Annotated in this window: 14 protein-coding genes and 1 pseudogene; 10 read left to right on the forward strand and 5 right to left on the reverse strand. The window is 67.5% G+C overall.

Annotation, left to right across the window (positions count from 1 at the left end; genetic code table 11):
* Nucleotides 1–155 precede the first annotated feature (155 nt).
* The 9 genes and pseudogenes from ACYBYQ_RS16685 (at nucleotide 156) to ACYBYQ_RS16725 (ending at nucleotide 8,106) form a co-directional block, all read left to right on the forward strand.
* The gene (locus ACYBYQ_RS16685; RefSeq protein WP_459615558.1) at nucleotides 156–2,201 is read left to right on the forward strand and encodes an acetate--CoA ligase family protein; all 2,046 of its coding nucleotides are present in this window, start codon (nucleotides 156–158) and stop codon (nucleotides 2,199–2,201) included.
* Nucleotides 2,158–2,886 carry an enoyl-CoA hydratase/isomerase family protein gene (locus tag ACYBYQ_RS16690; RefSeq protein ID WP_459615560.1) on the forward strand — a complete coding sequence of 243 codons (729 nt, stop codon included), beginning with the start codon at nucleotides 2,158–2,160 and terminating at the stop codon, nucleotides 2,884–2,886. The genes ACYBYQ_RS16685 and ACYBYQ_RS16690 overlap by 44 nt, the downstream gene beginning before the upstream one ends.
* A gap of 39 nt (nucleotides 2,887–2,925) precedes the next feature.
* Nucleotides 2,926–4,068, forward strand: a complete 1,143-nt coding sequence (locus tag ACYBYQ_RS16695) for an acyl-CoA dehydrogenase family protein (protein WP_459615562.1) — start codon at nucleotides 2,926–2,928, stop codon at nucleotides 4,066–4,068.
* On the forward strand, nucleotides 4,065–5,228 hold the full coding sequence (locus ACYBYQ_RS16700; RefSeq protein WP_459615564.1) for a thiolase C-terminal domain-containing protein: 1,164 nt from the start codon (nucleotides 4,065–4,067) through the stop codon (nucleotides 5,226–5,228). Before ACYBYQ_RS16695 ends, ACYBYQ_RS16700 begins: the two co-directional genes overlap by 4 nt.
* Nucleotides 5,229–5,233: 5 nt before the next feature.
* Nucleotides 5,234–5,335 (forward strand): annotated as a pseudogene (locus ACYBYQ_RS16705) (hypothetical protein); the annotation flags it as partial.
* A gap of 48 nt (nucleotides 5,336–5,383) precedes the next feature.
* Nucleotides 5,384–5,641, forward strand: coding sequence for a Zn-ribbon domain-containing OB-fold protein (locus ACYBYQ_RS16710; RefSeq protein ID WP_459618809.1), 258 nt, complete (start codon nucleotides 5,384–5,386; stop codon nucleotides 5,639–5,641).
* Nucleotides 5,638–6,423, forward strand: coding sequence for an enoyl-CoA hydratase/isomerase family protein (locus ACYBYQ_RS16715; protein WP_459615566.1), 786 nt, complete (start codon nucleotides 5,638–5,640; stop codon nucleotides 6,421–6,423). The genes ACYBYQ_RS16710 and ACYBYQ_RS16715 overlap by 4 nt, the downstream gene beginning before the upstream one ends.
* 42 nt (nucleotides 6,424–6,465) lie before the next feature.
* On the forward strand, nucleotides 6,466–7,053 hold the full coding sequence (locus ACYBYQ_RS16720) for a cysteine hydrolase family protein (protein WP_459615568.1): 588 nt from the start codon (nucleotides 6,466–6,468) through the stop codon (nucleotides 7,051–7,053).
* Nucleotides 7,054–7,113: 60 nt separating this feature from the next.
* Nucleotides 7,114–8,106, forward strand: a complete 993-nt coding sequence (locus ACYBYQ_RS16725; RefSeq protein ID WP_459615570.1) for a Bug family tripartite tricarboxylate transporter substrate binding protein — start codon at nucleotides 7,114–7,116, stop codon at nucleotides 8,104–8,106.
* A gap of 113 nt (nucleotides 8,107–8,219) precedes the next feature.
* Here the strand turns inward: ACYBYQ_RS16725 and ACYBYQ_RS16730 are convergent, their stop codons facing one another.
* A complete protein-coding gene (locus ACYBYQ_RS16730) occupies nucleotides 8,220–9,635 on the reverse strand; it encodes an FAD-dependent oxidoreductase (RefSeq protein ID WP_459615572.1) in 1,416 nt (471 codons plus the stop codon).
* A 1-nt stretch (nucleotide 9,636) separates the two neighbouring features.
* The gene (locus ACYBYQ_RS16735) at nucleotides 9,637–10,785 is read right to left on the reverse strand and encodes a polysaccharide pyruvyl transferase family protein (protein ID WP_459615574.1); all 1,149 of its coding nucleotides are present in this window, start codon (nucleotides 10,783–10,785) and stop codon (nucleotides 9,637–9,639) included.
* A 142-nt stretch (nucleotides 10,786–10,927) separates the two neighbouring features.
* On the opposite strand from ACYBYQ_RS16735, the gene ACYBYQ_RS16740 reads away from it, so the two are divergent.
* Nucleotides 10,928–11,737 carry an alpha/beta fold hydrolase gene (locus tag ACYBYQ_RS16740; RefSeq protein WP_459615575.1) on the forward strand — a complete coding sequence of 270 codons (810 nt, stop codon included), beginning with the start codon at nucleotides 10,928–10,930 and terminating at the stop codon, nucleotides 11,735–11,737.
* Here ACYBYQ_RS16740 and ACYBYQ_RS16745 read toward each other — a convergent pair.
* From ACYBYQ_RS16745 to ACYBYQ_RS16755, 3 genes are all read right to left on the reverse strand, one after another.
* Nucleotides 11,706–12,689, reverse strand: a complete 984-nt coding sequence (locus ACYBYQ_RS16745) for a CatB-related O-acetyltransferase (protein ID WP_459615576.1) — start codon at nucleotides 12,687–12,689, stop codon at nucleotides 11,706–11,708. The genes ACYBYQ_RS16740 and ACYBYQ_RS16745 overlap by 32 nt on opposite strands.
* Nucleotides 12,690–12,832: 143 nt before the next feature.
* Nucleotides 12,833–14,809: a choice-of-anchor I family protein gene (locus ACYBYQ_RS16750; protein ID WP_459615577.1), complete on the reverse strand. Its 1,977-nt coding sequence runs from the start codon at nucleotides 14,807–14,809 to the stop codon at nucleotides 12,833–12,835.
* 187 nt (nucleotides 14,810–14,996) lie between these two features.
* Nucleotides 14,997–17,015 (reverse strand): helix-turn-helix domain-containing protein, encoded by a 2,019-nt coding sequence (locus tag ACYBYQ_RS16755; protein ID WP_459615578.1) that lies wholly within the window; start codon nucleotides 17,013–17,015, stop codon nucleotides 14,997–14,999.
* Nucleotides 17,016–17,065 lie beyond the last annotated feature (50 nt).

Here is a 17,065-nt window from a genome sequence, read left to right on the forward strand (position 1 = left end):
TATAAGGAGACAAAGTGGAGTTGGCAAATCATTCGGCACGCACCTCGCCCAGCGGGGCTGCCCACGGCTTCCCGGACCTGCAACGGCTCTTTTCCCCTCGGAGCGTGGCGCTGATCGGCGCGACCGAAGACCTGTCCAAATTCGGAGGGCGGTGCATGCGGCAGACCCTGGATTTCGGCTACGCGGGCACGGTCTATCCGATAAACCCGCGCCGCCAGGAAATCTTCGGCCTGCCGTGCCATGAATCCATCCGTTCACTGCCCGAAGTACCCGACCATGTCGGGATCGTCCTGCCGGCTCATGCCGTGCCCCAGGCGCTGGAAGACTGTGCGGCCCGGGGCGTGCCGTTCGTCACGGTGTTCTCGGCCGGGTTCGGCGAACTGGGCACGGAAGCCGGCCATGCGGCCCAGCGGCGCATCGTGGACATCGCCCGTGCGGGGAACATCCGGCTCATGGGGCCGAACTGCAATGGCATGGTCAATTTCGTGGATGGCTTTGCCCTCACCTCCACTGCCACCATCAGCGGGCCGCGCCGCCCCGCGGGCGACGTGGCCGTTGCCAGCCAATCCGGCGGCGCGGGGCAAGTCAATGTCATGTGGCGGGCACAGCAGGCCGGCCTGGGCATCAGCTACCAGGTCAGCTGCGGGAACGCCGCCGATCTCGACCTGATCGATTACGCGTGGTTCATGGTGGAAAGCCCTGCCACGCGCGTCGTGCTCATGCTCGCGGAACGCCTCTCCGACGGAGACAAGCTGCGCAGGCTGGCCGAACGGGCAGACGAGCTGGGCAAGCCCATCGTCATGGTGAAAGTGGGGCGTACCGCAGCAGGAAGCCGCGCAGCGGCCTCGCATACGGGCGCAATCACCGGTGCCGACGAGGTCTGCGACGCGGCCCTGCGCCAGATGGGTATCGTGCGGGTCGACGACTGCAACGAGCTCTATGAAACGGCCATGCTGCTACGCCAAGGACGCATCGCGGCAGGCCGGGGCGCAGCCGCCACCTCGATCTCGGGCGGCAACCTGGTCATGGTCGCTGACCTGGGCGCGTCCGTCGGCATCGAATGGCCGGATTACGCAGACGCCACCAAAGCGCAGCTCGAAGAAGCGCTGCCCGGGTTCGGCTCGGCCAGCAATCCCACCGACCTCACGGCTGCGGCGATCGGGCAGCCCGGCGCCTACGAACGCGCGGCCAGGACGATACTTGCCGACCCTTCGGTCAACGTCATGATCCCGGTGTTGACCATCGCCAGCGCGGCAGACATACGTACCGTGGCCAACGTGGCGGCCGCCAGCGACAAGCCAGTCCCCATCCTCTGGACCGGATGCACCGCCGACGATCCCGACCTCACGCCCGAGACCCTGGTTGCACAAGGCCTGGCCGTCTACCGGGATGCCTTGCCCTGCCTGAAAGCGGTACGCCGCGCAATGGATTTCGCGGAGCGGCGCCGTCACGTCCGCGCGCCCGCTGCACGCCCGGACGGCATGGACGCCGAGGCTGCGCGGAAATTGCTCACGCAGGCCGACGGCCCCCTGAGCGAGTACCAGGCCAAGGCACTGCTTGCCTGCTACGGGCTGCCCCTGCCCAGCGAATTCCTGGCCGAAACCCCGGCCCAGGCCGCCGAATGGGCCGCGCGCCTAGCCGGACCAGCCGTACTGAAGGTGCAGTCGCCAGACATCCCGCACAAGACCGAAGCCGGAGCCATCCGCATTGGCGTGCGCGGAGAAGCCGAGGTGGCGCGCGCATACGACGAGATACTGACTGCGGCAGCACGATACCGGCCCGATGCCCGCATCGACGGCGTCCTGGTGCAGGAAATGATCACGGGCGCCCGCGAAATGCTGATAGGCGTCTCCCAGGACCCGACTTTCGGACCGGTACTCACGATAGGCCTGGGCGGGATCTATGTCGAAGTGCTGAAGGACGTGGTGTTCCGGCTCGCTCCGCTTGGCTTCGAAGAGGCCAGGCGCGCCGTCATGGAACTGCGCTGCATCGGCCTGCTTCAGGGCGTGCGAGGCGAGCCTCCCGCCGATATCGACGCGCTGGTCGATTGCATCGTCCGCGTTTCGTGGCTGGCGTCCGATCTGCGGGAGCACCTGGCTGAACTCGACATCAATCCGCTATGCGTACTTCCATCCGGGCAGGGCGTGCGGGTGGTGGATGCGCTGGTCGTACCCGCCGGAATCGCTCGTCCCCATGATTGACCCGACGCACCGCGATGGCGTGCTGTGGCTGACGCTGAATCGGCCCGCCAATGCCAACGCGCTCGACGAAGCCACGCACGCGGCCCTGGTTGCCGCGATAAGGCAGGCCGGCGCCCGGCATGACGTACGCGCGCTGGTCCTCGCCGCAGCAGGTGCGAGGGCATTCTGTGCGGGGGCCGACCTCAAGGAGTTCAGCGAGCTTCCTCCCGGTGACGCGCAGCAGCGCCGGCGCACGCTGCTCCTGCAGACACTGGACACGCTGCTGGCACTGCACAAACCGGTCATCGCCGCGGTCCAGGCGCCGGCCGCGGGCGCCGGCGCCATGCTGGCGCTGGCATGCGACGAAGTCTTCATCACCGAGGACGCATGGTTGGGCTTTCCGGAGGCGGCACACGGCATGCCCTCCCCGATGGGGGCGGTCATGCTTGAGCGGCGCACGTCCTGGCCGGCCATGCAGGCAATGTTGCAGGCGGGGGAACGGTATAGCGCTCAACAGGCAATACGTGCGGGCTTGGCAGACCAGGTCGCATCCGCCGGAAGCCTGGTCGAGGCCTGCCGGGCCCGGGCCGCGCATCTGGCGTCGATACCGCCAGCCGCTTTCGCGGCCAACAAGGCATGGCTGCTGGCGCCCTGGCGGCGGCGCCTGGCCGAGGCTGCAGCGTACGCATCCCGCCAACAGAATTGAGGCGCCACCAAGACGCCGGCTACAAAGGAGACCACTATCTTGCAGCGCGAAATCCAACCCGGACTGGCTGCCATGAGGGCGGCGGTAAGACGATTCACGCAGGAAAAACTCGAACCCATCGCACAGGAAATCGACCGCACGGGCGATATTCCGGCAGAAACCCTGGAACTGCTCAGGCAGCAGGGCTATCTTGGCATGCGGCTTCCGGCCAGCTTCGGCGGAGCCGACGCCGACTTGTCCACCTACTGCCTGGTGCTGGAAGAGCTGAGCAGATCCCACCGCATCTTCACGCTCATGCTGGACGCAACCAGCGGCCTGAACCCGATCGCGATCGCCCGCTACGGCACGCCGGCGCAGCAGCAAAAGTACCTCGCCGGTCTGTGCAACGGCACGCTGCATGCATCCTTCGCCCTGACAGAGCCTGACGCAGGGAGCGACGCGCAGGCCATCCGGACACGGGCAGACCGCAGTGCCCGCGGCTGGATCCTGAACGGGCGCAAGCACTTCATCAGCGGCGCCCATCTGGCCGATGTGATCCTCGTCATCGCCGTCACCGATCCGCAACGTCGGGCCGCCGGCGGGATCACGGCCTTCCTGGTCGACCGGGAAACGCCGGGGTTCCGTGTGACGCGCGTGGACAGCACCATGGGATCCGACCCGATCAAGCTGGCGGAGCTCTCATTCGAGGACTGCGAGCTCGACGAACAGGCTGTGCTGGGCGAAGTGGGCCAGGGCTTCAAAGTGGCCATGTCCTCGCTGGTCAGCGGCCGCATGGGCGTGGCCTGCTCCTGCATCGGGGCCGCCGACCGCCTGCTCGAAATGAGCGCAGCCTGCGCGCGCGAACGCCGTACCTTTGGCAAGCCCCTGGCCGACCGGCAGGCCATTCAGTGGCTGCTGGCCGACTCCGCCACCGAACTGGCCATGGTCCGCAGCCTTACCTACGACACCTTGCGCCGCCTGGAAGCCGGCGAAGAAGTCGGAGCGGCCACCAGCATGTGCAAACTGGCCGCCTCTGAAATGGTCGGTCGCGTGGCCGACCGTGCGGTGCAGATCCACGGCGGCATGGGTCTCATACGCGGATTTCCCGTGGAACGCTTCTATCGCGACATACGCCACTACCGCGTGGGCGAAGGCACGTCGGAAGTCCAGCGCATGTTGATCGCCCGCGAGGTCCTCCAATGACCGCGCCCGCCGCCGCGATAGTCGGGATCGGCGAAAGCCCCGTAGGCCGGGTACCGGAACTCGACACCCTGGGGCTGCAGCGTCATGCCGCGCTGGCGGCGCTGCACGACGCAGGGTTGACGCTGTCGGACATCGACGGTCTGCTCACGACCCCGGTCCGGGTGGAAAACTGGGCCATGCCGTGCGGCGTGGTCGTAGAGGGCTTGGGGCTGCGTCCGCGTTACCTGGCCACGCTCGATGTGGCCGGCGCTTCGGGCACCGCCATGCTGCACCATGCCGCGATGGCAGTGGCTACAGGCCAGTGCGATACGGTGCTGTGTGTCGGAGGGCAGAGCCTGCTCTCTTTCCATACACGCGGCTCCGCAGTGCAGAAGCTGGCCGACGCGGGCTGGGCACATCCGGAATTCGAGGCGCCATATGGCCCGCTGGTTCCGACGCTCTACGCGCTGGTCGCGCAGCGCCACATGGCCCAGTACGGCACCACGCCCGAACAGCTTGCCGAGGTCGCCGTCACGCTGCGGGAACATGCGGCGCTCAATGACAATGCGCACAAGCGGGACCCGCTCAGCCGAGACGACGTCATGTCGTCCCGCATGATCACCTCACCGCTGCGCATGCTGGACTGCGCGTTGGTTTCCGACGGGGCAGCCGCATTCATCGTCACCCGCGCAGAGCGGGCACGCGACACCCGACAGCCTGCAGTGCGCCTGCTGGGTTGCGGATACGGCCACAGCCACACTTATATCGGCGACTACCCCGACATCACCGCCACGGGAGCCGTGCAGGCCGGCCGCGACGCCTATGCCATGGCGGGCTTGGGTCCGAAAGACATCGATGTCGCGCAGCTCTATGACTGCTTCACCATCACCGTCATCATCGAACTCGAGGACCTCGGGTTCTGCGCCAAGGGCGAAGGCGGTGCTTACGTGCAGCACCACGGCATCGGGCTGAAAAGCAGCATGCCGGTCACCACCCACGGCGGGCTGCTTTCCGCGGGCCATCCGGGCCTGGCCGGCGGCATGTTCCATGTCCTGGAGGGCGTACGCCAATTGCGCGGCCAGGCCGGACCCCGGCAGGTGGCTGAAGCAGAAACGGCCCTCGTGCACGGGAACGGCGGAATCATCGGCCTGCACTGCAGCGTGATACTGGGAAAAGAGTAAGCACCATGTCGGACCACCATTCCACACCTGAACTGCCACCGTCCGGTTATTGGAGCCGGGTAGCGGAGCTGGGATTCGCACTACCGCAATGCGGGAATTGCGGACGGTTCCACTTCTATCCCCGCCCGTGCTGCCCCCTCTGTGGCAGCGAGGACGTGGCTCCCCAGCGGGCCAGCGGCCTGGGTCGGCTCTACAGCTATTCGGTGGTGCACCGCGCGCCCTCGCCGGCCTATGCCGAGGACGTGCCATACACCATTGCCATCGTCGCCACTGACGAAGGCCCCCATCTGATGACCCGCATCGTCGGCATCTCCCCGGAGCGGCTCGAGATCGGAATGCGCTTGCGGGCCTGCCCGGGCCGTGCCGGGCTGCCTCCCGTGTTCGAGCCGGCCTCACCGGAGCAAGCATCATGACTTCTCCTCCCATCCTCCACGAGTACCACGAGGGCGTGGCCTGGCTCACACTGAACCGCCCGGCGGCGCTCAATGCCATCAACGACGACATGCGCCGCGCGCTGCCGCGCGCGCTGGACGAGGCCGCCGCCCGCGACGACGTCCGGGTGGTCGTCGTATCGGGCGCCGGACCGCGCGCCTTCTGTGCAGGCGCCGACATCAAGGAATTCGACGGACCGCAGGAGCCAGCAGCCCTCTGGCGCCAGGCCCGGGTACACCAGCATTGGATTTCCGCGTTCGATCGCCTGGCCAAGCCGTCCATTGCCGCGGTGCACGGACACTGCCTGGGTGGCGGCCTGGAAATCGCATTGGCCTGCGACATCCGCGTAGCCTCCGACGATGCCACCTTCGGTTTCCCGGAAACCGGCCACGGCATCATCCCCGGTGCGGGCGGCACACAGCGCATCACCCGCATGCTCGGCATGGGCGTCGCGCTCGACATGATCCTCAGCGGTGAAGCCATCGATGCTGCCCGGGCCCACGCCATCGGCCTGGTATCGCGCGTCGTGCCCTCGGCAGAATTGCGCCAGGCGGCCTTGGCCCTGGCCCGGCGTATCGCTGCTCGTCCGCCTCTGGCGGCGCAGCTGGCAAAGGAGGCGGTCAAGGCGGGCGCAGACCTGCCGCTGGCGTCCGGGATGCGCTACGAATCCGATCTGTCAGCCCACCTTTTGCATACCGAAGACCGCCTCGAGGCGGCGCGGGCTTTCCGTGAAAAGCGCCCGCCCCGCTTCACCGGCCGATGACCGCGGACGAACATTCCGCATTGTTCACAACAAGGAGTCCTCATGGCAGCAAAATCGCTTTATCTGGTGCTGGATCTGATCAACGACCTGGTGCATGACGACGGACCGAACGGAAAAGGTCCGCTCGGTGAACAAGTACGTGGCCGGCAGGTCATCGCCAACACGCGACGGGCTCTCGAGAAGGCGCGCTCGGCGGGCATCCCGATCGGGTATGTGCGCGTCGGCTTCTCCCCCGACTATCGCGAATGCCCGGCGGATTCGCCGGTCTTCTCCAAGGCGCGCGAACATGGTCTCTTCAAGCTGGGCACCTGGGGCACTGAGGTTCATCCGGAAATCGCCCCGGCAGAAGGGGATTTCGACATCATCAAGCACCGTGTCAGTCCCTTCTATGGCACCTGCCTTGAACCCCTGCTGCGGGCGCACCGGATCGAGCGCCTGTACGTCGGCGGCGTCTCGTCGACCGCAGTCGTGCAGGCCACCGTCCGGGATGCCCACGACCGGGACTATGAATGCTTCGTGCTGGAAGACTGCTGCGCATCCTTCTCTGCCGAAGACCACCAACAGTCCATGCAGGCCGTCGCACGCTTTGCGCGCGTGACGACATCCGTCGAACTGAGCTTCGAGGGCTGACGCCCCCTGATTCGCGCCGCCTCCACGGCATGGATAGAGATACAGAACAGGAGACAAACCATGAATGCGACACGAAAGGGAAACAACTGGGCGGGATGTGCGGGGGGAATCCTGATTGCCCTGGCGGCGCTGGCACTGGGTGGCCAGGCCAGCGCTGCATACCCCGAGAAACCGATTACGGTCGTCAATCCGTGGACGGCAGGCGGCCCGGCAGACACGGTTGCCCGGCCCATCCTCGAGAAGCTTTCCGAACGGCTGGGGAAGCCCGTCGTACTGGAGAACCGCGCCGGCGCCAATGGCGTCATCGGCGCCAGCTATGTGGCACGTGCCACGCCTGACGGCTACACACTGCTGTTCTCCCACGTCGGACCCATCACCATCAGCCCGGCGCTGACCCAGAAAATGCCCTACGATCCCGTGCGGGACTTCGCTCCCATCACCCAGATCGTTTCGGCGCCCACCGTGCTCATGGTACGCCCGGACCTTCCCGTCCACGACCTGAAGGAGCTGGTCGACTATGCCGGCAAGAACCCAGGCAAGCTTTCCTATGGATCCGTGGGGCCGGGCAGCACGACCCATCTCGCCGGCGTGATACTGGGCAACATGGCCGGGGTGGAATTGCTGCACGTGCCCTACAAGGGCGCCGCCCCCGTCATTACCGACATGCTGGGAGGGCAGATCGACATGGCGTTCCTGAACATCGCAGGCGCCATGCCCTACATCAAGTCCGGCCGCCTCCGCGCCATCGCGGTCAGCACCCTGAAACGCTCGACGCTTCTGCCCGACCTGCCTGCCATCAATGAAACCTACCCCGGTTTCGAGGTGAATTCCTGGTATGGCCTCATGGCTCCGGCAGGAACGCCGCAAGCCATCGTCGGCCAGCTGCAGCGTGACGTCGCGGAGATCCTGAAGATGCCCGACATCGTGAAAATGCTCGATGCCAACGGGCTGGCCCCCGAAGGCACCAAGCCCGACGTCTACGCGGCCCAGATCCAGCGCGATCTGGACCGCTGGCAAAAGGTCGTCAAGGAGGCGGGCCTGCCCACCCAATGATCTTCGTTCGTCGCCACCATGGCTCGCCCGGAACGAATCGCTCCGTGCCGGGCGAGTGCACAGCACGGCGGGCATCTAATCATCCGCAAGGCCTCCGCCGCCCGCGGCCAGCCTCAATACCCATGCAGGCTGCCCCCCTGGCGCACCAGCTCCTCCCGGACCTCCTGCGCCGGCACGTCGCGCGGGACGGCATGGCGGCGGGCTGCCACGGCGGCGCAGATCCCCGCCGCCTGGCCGGTGGCCATGGCGATGGGCATCACACGATAAGACGAATGCGCCTCGTGCGTGCCGGAGATGCAGCGCCCCGCAACGATCACGTTGTCCACGCGCTGCGGGATGAGCGCGCGCAGCGGGATGTCGTAGGCGTCGTCGGCAGGAATGCGCTTCAGCGTGGTTCCCTTGCCGGTGGGATTGTGGATGTCGACGGGATAGGATCCCCGCGCGATCGCGTCGGGAAACTTGCGTGCGCCAAGCAGGTCTTCCGCGGTGAGCTGGTATTCGCCGACGATGCGCCGCGTTTCCCGCACGCCGGCATGCACGCCGCTCTGCACGACATAGCTGCGTTCGAATCCCGGCACGTACTTGCGCAGGAACCGCATGATCTGGTCCAGCTGGCGGCGGCTTTCCCACTCCGCCAGCGTCCAGTCCCAGACGTCGGTGCCCAGCACCCGCGTCACGCGGGTGGAGTTCACGCTGACTTCATGGGGGTGCGGCGTGGCGAAGAACAGGATGTCCTCGCGGGCGAGGTCCAGCTCGCCCTTGCCCGCGGCCTGCTGGACCAGGTCCCACAGGCCATGCACGCCCCGCCACTGGCCGGGATTCTGCCTGACGTACTCCTGGAACAGGGCCGGGTCGAAGTCGGCCATGCGGAACATCAGCGTCATGGGCTGCACCAGGCCGTCGGCCTCGCGCCCCACCTCGTAGCCGGCGCCGGCAAGCACGGCAATATCGCCGTCCCCCGTGCAGTCCACCACGGTACCCGCCTTGATGACGAGCGGTCCGCTCTTGGTCTCGAACACCACCCCCCGAACCCCGCCGTCGGCGAACGTCTCGCTGGCAAAGGCATGGAACAGCACGCGCACGCCGGCCTGGTCCAGCATTTCCAGCGCAACCCACTTGAATATTTCAGGGTCGAACGGCACCACGTACCCCGTGTCGAGCGAGGGGGCCACCGCCCCGTCTGCCTGCACCAGCCGCTCCAGCAACTCCTTGAGCACGCCTGCGATCACCGGATGGCCGGGCCCGTGGTCGTCCGGCAGCAGGTTCGTGACGCCCAGCCTTTCGAATGTCGGCCGTTGCGTGTGGAACGACATCAGCGGCATGACCAGCGCCGCCGTGGCGTTGCCGCCCAGGAAACCGTAGCGCTCGACCAGGATGACGTCGGCGCCGGCTCGTGCGGCCCCTATGGCGGCGCCTATGCCGGAGGGCCCTCCGCCCACCACGAGCACGTCGGCCTCTGCCGCCAGCCTGGCCTTGCGCGGAGGAAGCTGCAGTTCAAGGGCTTGGGCGGGTTTCTGGAGTATGGGCATTTCACTGCCCTCCTGCGGCCACCGCCGGGGCCTTCAGGCTGCCCAGCAGTTCCAGGAGCATGCGGTTGCTCGAGCGCGCGCGCTCCTGCAGCGCCGGCAGCCGCTCCTGGATGCGCCTGCGTATGTCTGCGCGGAAGTCCCAGGAATGATCGATCGACGCCAGCAGCTGCCCGGGGCTGACGTCATGCAGCGGCGGCGTCTCCATGTCCAGGTCCTGCAGCAGCCCCGTGACCTTGGAAGCGTAGGGCAAGGCCACGAACGGGACGCTCTGCAGGGCGGAGAAAATGAGGAAATGCAGCCGCATGCCGACGCAGAACTCGAAGCCCTCGATGATGCTCATCAGCTGGCCCGGACTGTATTCCCCCTTGAGCACGCTGGCCTGCTGGGCGCGGCGCATGCGCGCTGCCACGGCGTGGCTGTGCTGCAGATCCAGGTTGCCCCGTTCCAGGGGAATGAAGACCACGTCGGCGTCGAACCGGCGCACCATGAAATCGGCCGCGTTGGCCAGCAGGTCATGATAATGGTCGGCGCTCATGCCGGGCGCCGCGGGCCCGGGTTCACGCACGGAGAATCCGATCCTGCGGCGCGGCAGGTCCAGCCCTTCGCGGGTCAGCGCGCCGTCGGGCAGCATCTGCGCCTTCATCAGCAAGGCAGGGTCCGCCGTCACGTGGATGTCGCGCTGCAGGCCCACCTCCTCGAGCAGCCGGAATCCCTGGCGGTCCCGGACGGTGATCAGGGCAGCCGGCCGCAACGCCTCGCGGACCAGCTCGCGGTTGGCCGAGCGCTCCAGCGGCCCCGCACTCACGGCATAGACCATCACGGGCACCCCCAGCTCGTGGGCAAGCAGCACCTCGCGCAGGTAGACGTCGACCTCGCCATCGTACAGAATGCCGCCTCCGCCCAGCACGAGCACATCCAGGCGGGCCACTTCCTGCCTGGCTTCATTGCGCGAAAGCTCGCGCACCGGCACGGCGCGGTCGATCTGGTGCCGCTGCTCGGTGTCCTTGGCATTGCGGGAAAATACCGTGATCTCGGCCGCCGTGGTTGCCCTCAGCTGCGTCACGATGCTTTCCAGGATGGCCTCGTCGCCGAGGTTCAGGCCTCCGTAAGAGCCGGATATCCCGATCCGGACCGGCCGGTTTTCCATCATTGCGCTACCCCGCTGCGTTGGTGGTGAAAGTCCATCCGGCGTGTGCAGCAAGCAGCGTGCCAGGGGCCGGCGGGCGTGGCGCTTGGCTACACTGTGATGCCGGCGCCGAGCCGGTTCTCCGGACGACACACTCGCAGAACCCATGGCCCACACCACGCCCCCCACCGCACAGGTCATCGAACACGAGGCCCGCGTTTCCATTGCGCAGGGGAACCTGTACACGAAGCGCTGGACGCCCGGGGACGGCGACGCAGCGCTGCCCGCCCCCATCGTGCTGTTCCATGATTCGCTGGGCTGCGTCGCGCTCTGGCGCGGCTTTCCCGCGAAACTCGCCGCTGCCACGGGCCGTGCCGTCATCGCCTATGACCGCCTGGGCTTCGGCCGCTCGGATCCCCATCCCGCCAGGCTCGGTTTCGACTTCGTCGCACAGGAAGCCGAAGCCGTCGTTCCGGCGCTGTGCGAGCAGCTCGGCATCGGCCGGTTCATCGCCTGCGGCCACAGCGTGGGCGGCGGCATGGCAGTCGAGGCCGCGGCGCGTTCAGGCGGCAACTGCATCGGCCTCATCACGCTGGGCGCCCAGGCGTTCGCCGAGGGAAAGACGCTCGAAGGCATCCGCAAGGCAAAGCTGGACTTCGCCGATCAGGAAAACCTGGCTAGGCTGGCCCGCTATCACGGCGACAAGGCCCGGTGGGTGGTGGACGCCTGGACCGACACCTGGCTGGCCCCGGAATTCGCCTCCTGGACGCTGGACGCGGCGCTGTCGCGCATCGCATGTCCCGTATTGGCCATACACGGCGAGATGGACGAATACGGTTCGACCGCGCACCCCCTGCGCATCGCCGAGGGGCGCGGCCAGGCCGAGATCCTGCCCGGCGCGGGGCACGTCCCCTATCGCGAAAGCGAAGCGCTCGTGCTGGCCATCATCCAGCGGTTCGTGCGGCCCCTGGACTAGCGCTTGTTGACGCTACATCGCCGGTGCCGCCAAGCCCCTCGGCGCGCGCGGCGGCGATGAAGGCGGCGGGGTCCCGACCCAGCATGAGCGGCAGATAACGGTCGACGACGTCGTCCGGCCAGTTCCACCACGCGATGGCCTGCAGCGCCGCAATGGTGGCTTCGTCGAAGCGGTAGCGCACGCAACGCGCCGGATTGCCGGCAACGATGGCGTACGGCGGCACGTCGCGGGTCACCACGGCCATGGCGCCGATCACGGCGCCATCCCCGATCGTCACGCCCGAACCGATGAAGGCGCCCGAGGCGATCCAGACATCGTTGCCGATCACCACCTCGCCGCGCGTGGCGTGGTCTTCGGTGCCGGTGGGAGCAGACGGCCACCAGCGGCTCAGCGCCGCGAAAGGATAGGTGGTGACGGTGTCGGTGCAATGGTTGCCGAGCGCGATGCGCACGCCCTCCGCCATCGAGACGTATTTGCCGATGCGCAATTTCGCGAGACGCTCGAAGACCTGGGGGATGCCGTAGCTGTGGTCGCCGATTTCCCAACCGTAGGTCATGATCTCATGGTGGAAATGGTTCTTCGTGAGCGCCGACCAGCGCTCGCGCGCGTCGAAATCGCGCTGCTGCATCCGGAACACCTGGCTTCCCGTCCGGACGGACCTGGCCTCGAGCAGGTCGGTGCCGGGCACGCGCACGGTGACGATCGCCGGGGCGCCATCCGGGCCCAAGAAACACGGCAGCCCGCCTTCCTCGCGCCAGGTGAGCGCATCCGCCATGGGATGGCCCGTGAGGCGGCCGCCCGGCAGGAAGCGCAGCGCTTCCACCGCGATGTCGCCGTTGGGCATGATGAGGCGCCATACGCCCTCGGTGGGGGCTGCACCACCGGGGGTCTCGCCCTGCGGGCGGGGTTGGGTATCGATGGCTGGCAATCCGGTTCCGTCGGTGAGGGGCATGGCGACGATCTTGATGCAAGCGCCCGCCGGGATCAAGCCCCGGCCTGCGTCAAGGCGTAAACGCATGCTGCGGGCGCGCTCGATCAAAAACGCCCTCTGCGGATCACCGGAGCGGGCGTCGGTTCCAGGCCGGCAGCGGCCTGTTACGGATTGAAGATCTGCTCGATCTTGTAGATGGCCGTGGTGCCGCTCACTTCATTGCCCACGATGAGCAGCGCGTCCTGCGTCGGCGAGTTTTCCGGCGACACGAACTTGATGCCCTCGGGCCCGAGGTCGCCCACCGTATCGAGGATGCCTTCGGGATCGTCGGTCCAGTTCGCGCGGCTGTTGTAGTAGTCGACGAACTTCGGCGCCTCCGGCGTGGTGACGTCATAAACCATGATGCCGCCCATGCGCTCCAGGCCGATGAAGGCGTAGACCTTGTCGCCCAGCTTGCCGATCTCGATCGCTTCCGGTTCCGGGCCCTTCGAATCGCTGCGGCTGTCGAAGGCGTTGCCCTCGTCGTGGCCCGAGTTGAAGTAGTCGGCGCAGGGAATGTCGCGGTTCGGCCCCAGGCGGCATTGGTCGCTGGCAAGGTAGGTTTCGAAGGCGCTGCCCGAATCCCACACCATCTTGCCGTCGGCATCCAGGATGGAGAACGAGCGGCCGCCATAGGCATACAGATTGTCGTACATCAGCAGCGTGCCGGTCGGGCTTTCGGTGCCGGTGGCGTCGAACTTCACCGGATCGCCGTTGGCGTCGGTGCGGTAGCCCAGCGTCCAGGTGATGTTCAGGCGCCCGAGGACCTCGTCATCGCGGCAGTCGCCGGGGTCGCCCGCCGTGGCCCCGCACCAGGCGAACGTCTCCGGATTGAGCAGGGCGCCTTCGGCCAGCTGGTCGAGCTGCGGCGGCAGGTCGTCGCCGCGGCGGCGTGCAAAGCCGCTCGCATGCACCAGATGCTTGACACGGAATTCCTCGACGAAACCCTGGGCGGGATCGCCGGGCGTCGCGGGGTCGGTGCTGCCATCGCCCCAGTATGCATCGTTGTCCTCGCCCCATGCGCGCGCGTCGCCTTCGTTCGCCGTGGCGATCCAGGTCTTGCCCTGGGCTTCGAAGGCGCTGATCGCATCGGGCAGGTACATGCCCTTCACGCCCGGATGCGTTGCGATCTTCAGCTCCGCCGGATCGTCGCTCGCGTCGAACTCGTTGCCGGCCACCCCGTGGTCCTTGAAGCCCAGCGGCACGATGTCGGTAATGGTGGCGGAGGCGATGTCGATCTTGGCGATCGCATTGTTCTCCTGCAGCGTCGCCCAGGCGGTGGTGCTGTCGGGCGAGACGGCGATGTATTCGGGTTCCAGGTCCTGGGCGGCGGTGGCGCCGTTGACCAGCTTGCCGTCACCCGGGCCGTAGATCCGCACGCCGGCCGCGCGCAGCTCGGCTTCCTTGCCGTTCCAGGCTGCGAAGCCGGCGGTCCGCACGGTGGGCGCCGCCGGGTCGGTGGCATCGATGATGGAGATCGAGCCGACCGGATCGACCGAGTAATCGTCGCTCGGCTCGCCTTCGTTCGCCACCAGCACGTACTTGCCGTCCGGCGTGAAAGTCAGCATGTCGGGCAGGGAACCCACGCCGACGTGCCCCAGCAGCGCCAGCGTCGCGGCGTCGTAGAAGCCGACGAAACCGGGATCGGTCTTGTCGCTGGCTTCGATCGCCAGCGCGATGATGCCATTGCGCACGGTCACGCTGTTGACCACTGCGCCGGGCGCGACGTCGGCGGCGTCGATCTCGCCGACCTTCTGCGGTGCGGCCGGATTGGACAGGTCGAGCACGTCGAGCGTGCCGCTCAGCGCATTGACGATGAAACCGCGCTTGGTTCCCGGATCGTACGACGGGATCTCGGCAGCGGACTCGTCGAACTGGCCGGTGGAATAGCGGCCCAGCAGCGACAAACGCAGGCTGTCGGGCGTCGGGGCCGCCGGCGGCGTTTCGGGCACCTGTTCGGCAGGCGGGGGACCGGGATCGGCAGCGGCGACATCATCGTCGTCCGAGCAGGCGGCGATGGTGGCCGACACGGCGGCGATGGTGAACAGGCGGAGCAGGGTGCGCAGCGTGGGGCGCAGGCCAGGCAGCGAAACAGGGGGCATACGTAGAGTTCCCGGTTGTTATCAGAAATTTCTGGTTCTGAACGAATGCTGACTACCCCCCATGACATCAGCATGACACCGCGATGACATCTGAAGCGCCTCGGGGCGCCGTCTTGCGGCTGTTCGTGCGGCGCCGGCCGCAGGAGTTGCCGGTGGTGGCATTGGCCCGCCCGACAGCCGACAGCGGTCAGGCTGGCGGCCTGACGGGGATCGAGGCAGGAAGGTCCGCCACGCCGATGCGCCACAGGCGCAAGGCGACATGCAGCTCCAGCGCCCGGCCCGCGTCGCCCCAGTAGCCGATGAGCTCCTCCGCGCCCGCCAGCCTCTGCCTTACCGTATTCACATGGATGCCCAGGCTGGAGGCGGTGAGCGTGGCATTCTGGTTATGGTCGAAATAGGCCAGCAGGGTGGCGGCCAGCTCCGGCCCGCGCTGGTGCCCGTGGCGAATGAGCGCGCCGATCGTGGCATCCAGGAAGGTGTTCAGGCTGGCGCGGTCCTGCGTCTCGAACAACACGGAATACAGCGCCAGCTCGTTCTGCCGCAGGATGCGGCCGCGCATGCCCAGGCGCCCCACTACCGAGAGCGCGCGCCGCAACGCCCCGTACAGGGCCGGCATCTCCGCAGCGCCCTGCGCCGGGCGTGACAGCACGCCCCGGTACGCATCGCCCAGTTCGCGGCGGGCAAACTCGCCGAAGGCTTCCAGCAGATCCTGCGCCCGTGTCGCGCCGCATACGAAGACGAGCACGCCGTCCACGTCGTCCAGCACCAGGGCCGGACGCGCCAGGACGGTACGCAGGCGCCGCGCCAGGAAGCCGGGCGCGGCGTGGTCCAGCTCGACCAGCATGAGCGACAGGGGCTGCGAGACATCGATGCCGAAACGTTCGGCCCGGCCGGGATGCAGCATGCGCTCGCCCTGCCTGGGGGAAATGAGCGACTGCATGAATTCGGAGACATCGCGGCTCCGGCTCGCTTCCATGCGCTCCTGGGACAGCAGCACGACGCCGATGACGCTGGAGCTGCGCTCGAAGGTCCGGATGGAAATATCCCGCATGTCCCCGCGCCTGAACAGCAGGATGGAGCCGAGCACCTCGCCGCCGCCGATCACCGCAATGACGCGGCAGATCTCGCCCCCGGCTTCATAGGCGATCGTGGAGCGGCCGGCCCGCCGGCTGTCTCCCAGGGCTTGCGTCAGTGCCGCACTATGCGGCCCATAAGGCTGGTAAGCCGCGGCGGCAGTCCCGTCATACTCGGGCGCCGCGGCGCGCGCCATCACCTGATGGCCTTCGTCCAGCACGAGGATGCTGCCTTCGAGCAGCTCCGCGATAGACTGGCACAGCTCGCCCAGCGTCGCCCCCCTGGCAAGCAGCATCGTCAGGCGCTCGTGCGCTTCCACGGCGCCCTGCACGTCGCGCGCATGCTGTTCGAGCTCGGCGCGGGCCAGGTCGGCCTTCTCCAGCGCCGACTGCGCATCCGCAAAGGCCTTGGCGTTGTTGATGGCCACGGCGGCGTGCGTGGCCAGCGTGCAGAGGATCGACACATTGAACGCCGTATGGGTGCGGTGATAGCGGTCGGCAACGAACAGCAGGCCGATCACGTTGTCGTCCCAGATCAGCGGCACGCCCACCAGCGCCGCCACGCCTTCGTCGCGGAAGATATCGTCCAGGTCGGGATCATGCGTGAAGCGGTTGTCGTGCAGGTAGTCCGGCGTGGAAAACGGCAGGCGGGTGGACATCACCACGCCTGCAACGCCCAGCTTGCGCCTGGCCCTCATCTTCCCGGTGCGCTCGGCGATCGCGCCCTCGGCCACCACCACCTTGAACTCGCCCGCGTCGGGATCGTAGATCGTCAGCCAGCACAGATGCGCCCGGAGGAGGTCGCGGGCCCGGGTGACGATCGCCTTGAGCAGCTCGGAGAGATCGAGGCGGCCGGCCAGATCCTGTGCCGACTCGATCACGGCCAGCATGCCGCGCTCGCGCTGCGCGTGCTGTTCGAGCCGGTTACGCAGGGCGGTGGCCATGCGCCCGAGTTCCACCAGGCTGTTCTTCTGCACCAGCTCGTCGGGCAGCGCCTCGAGATAGGCCAGCCGGGCCGAGAAGTCTTCGGTCGGGGCATTGCCATGCAGCAGCGCCACCAGCTCGGCGGCAATGGTCTCCACGCCGGGGGTCGTGCCCGCGCGCGCCGCGGGATTCGGAAATGGACGGGACATGGGCCTTCGAAGCAGGGACGGCATGAGAGAGCAAGCCGGGCATGCACCCG

The sequence above is a fragment of the Bordetella sp. 2513F2 genome, assembly GCF_054642735.1.

Bases quoted from the DNA above. Each gene is read 5' to 3' on its own strand.
- ACYBYQ_RS16685 (WP_459615558.1), top strand. From the start codon at position 156: ATGCGGCAGACCCTGGATTTCGGCTACGCGGGCACGGTCTATCCGATA.
- ACYBYQ_RS16690 (WP_459615560.1), top strand. From the start codon at position 2,158: ATGCGCTGGTCGTACCCGCCGGAATCGCTCGTCCCCATGATTGACCCG.
- ACYBYQ_RS16700 (WP_459615564.1), top strand. From the start codon at position 4,065: ATGACCGCGCCCGCCGCCGCGATAGTCGGGATCGGCGAAAGCCCCGTA.
- ACYBYQ_RS16715 (WP_459615566.1), top strand. From the start codon at position 5,638: ATGACTTCTCCTCCCATCCTCCACGAGTACCACGAGGGCGTGGCCTGG.
- ACYBYQ_RS16720 (WP_459615568.1), top strand. From the start codon at position 6,466: ATGGCAGCAAAATCGCTTTATCTGGTGCTGGATCTGATCAACGACCTG.
- ACYBYQ_RS16725 (WP_459615570.1), top strand. From the start codon at position 7,114: ATGAATGCGACACGAAAGGGAAACAACTGGGCGGGATGTGCGGGGGGA.
- ACYBYQ_RS16730 (WP_459615572.1), bottom strand. From the start codon at position 9,635: ATGCCCATACTCCAGAAACCCGCCCAAGCCCTTGAACTGCAGCTTCCT.
- ACYBYQ_RS16735 (WP_459615574.1), bottom strand. From the start codon at position 10,785: ATGATGGAAAACCGGCCGGTCCGGATCGGGATATCCGGCTCTTACGGA.
- ACYBYQ_RS16740 (WP_459615575.1), top strand. From the start codon at position 10,928: ATGGCCCACACCACGCCCCCCACCGCACAGGTCATCGAACACGAGGCC.
- ACYBYQ_RS16745 (WP_459615576.1), bottom strand. From the start codon at position 12,689: ATGCCCCTCACCGACGGAACCGGATTGCCAGCCATCGATACCCAACCC.
- ACYBYQ_RS16750 (WP_459615577.1), bottom strand. From the start codon at position 14,809: ATGCCCCCTGTTTCGCTGCCTGGCCTGCGCCCCACGCTGCGCACCCTG.
- ACYBYQ_RS16755 (WP_459615578.1), bottom strand. From the start codon at position 17,015: ATGTCCCGTCCATTTCCGAATCCCGCGGCGCGCGCGGGCACGACCCCC.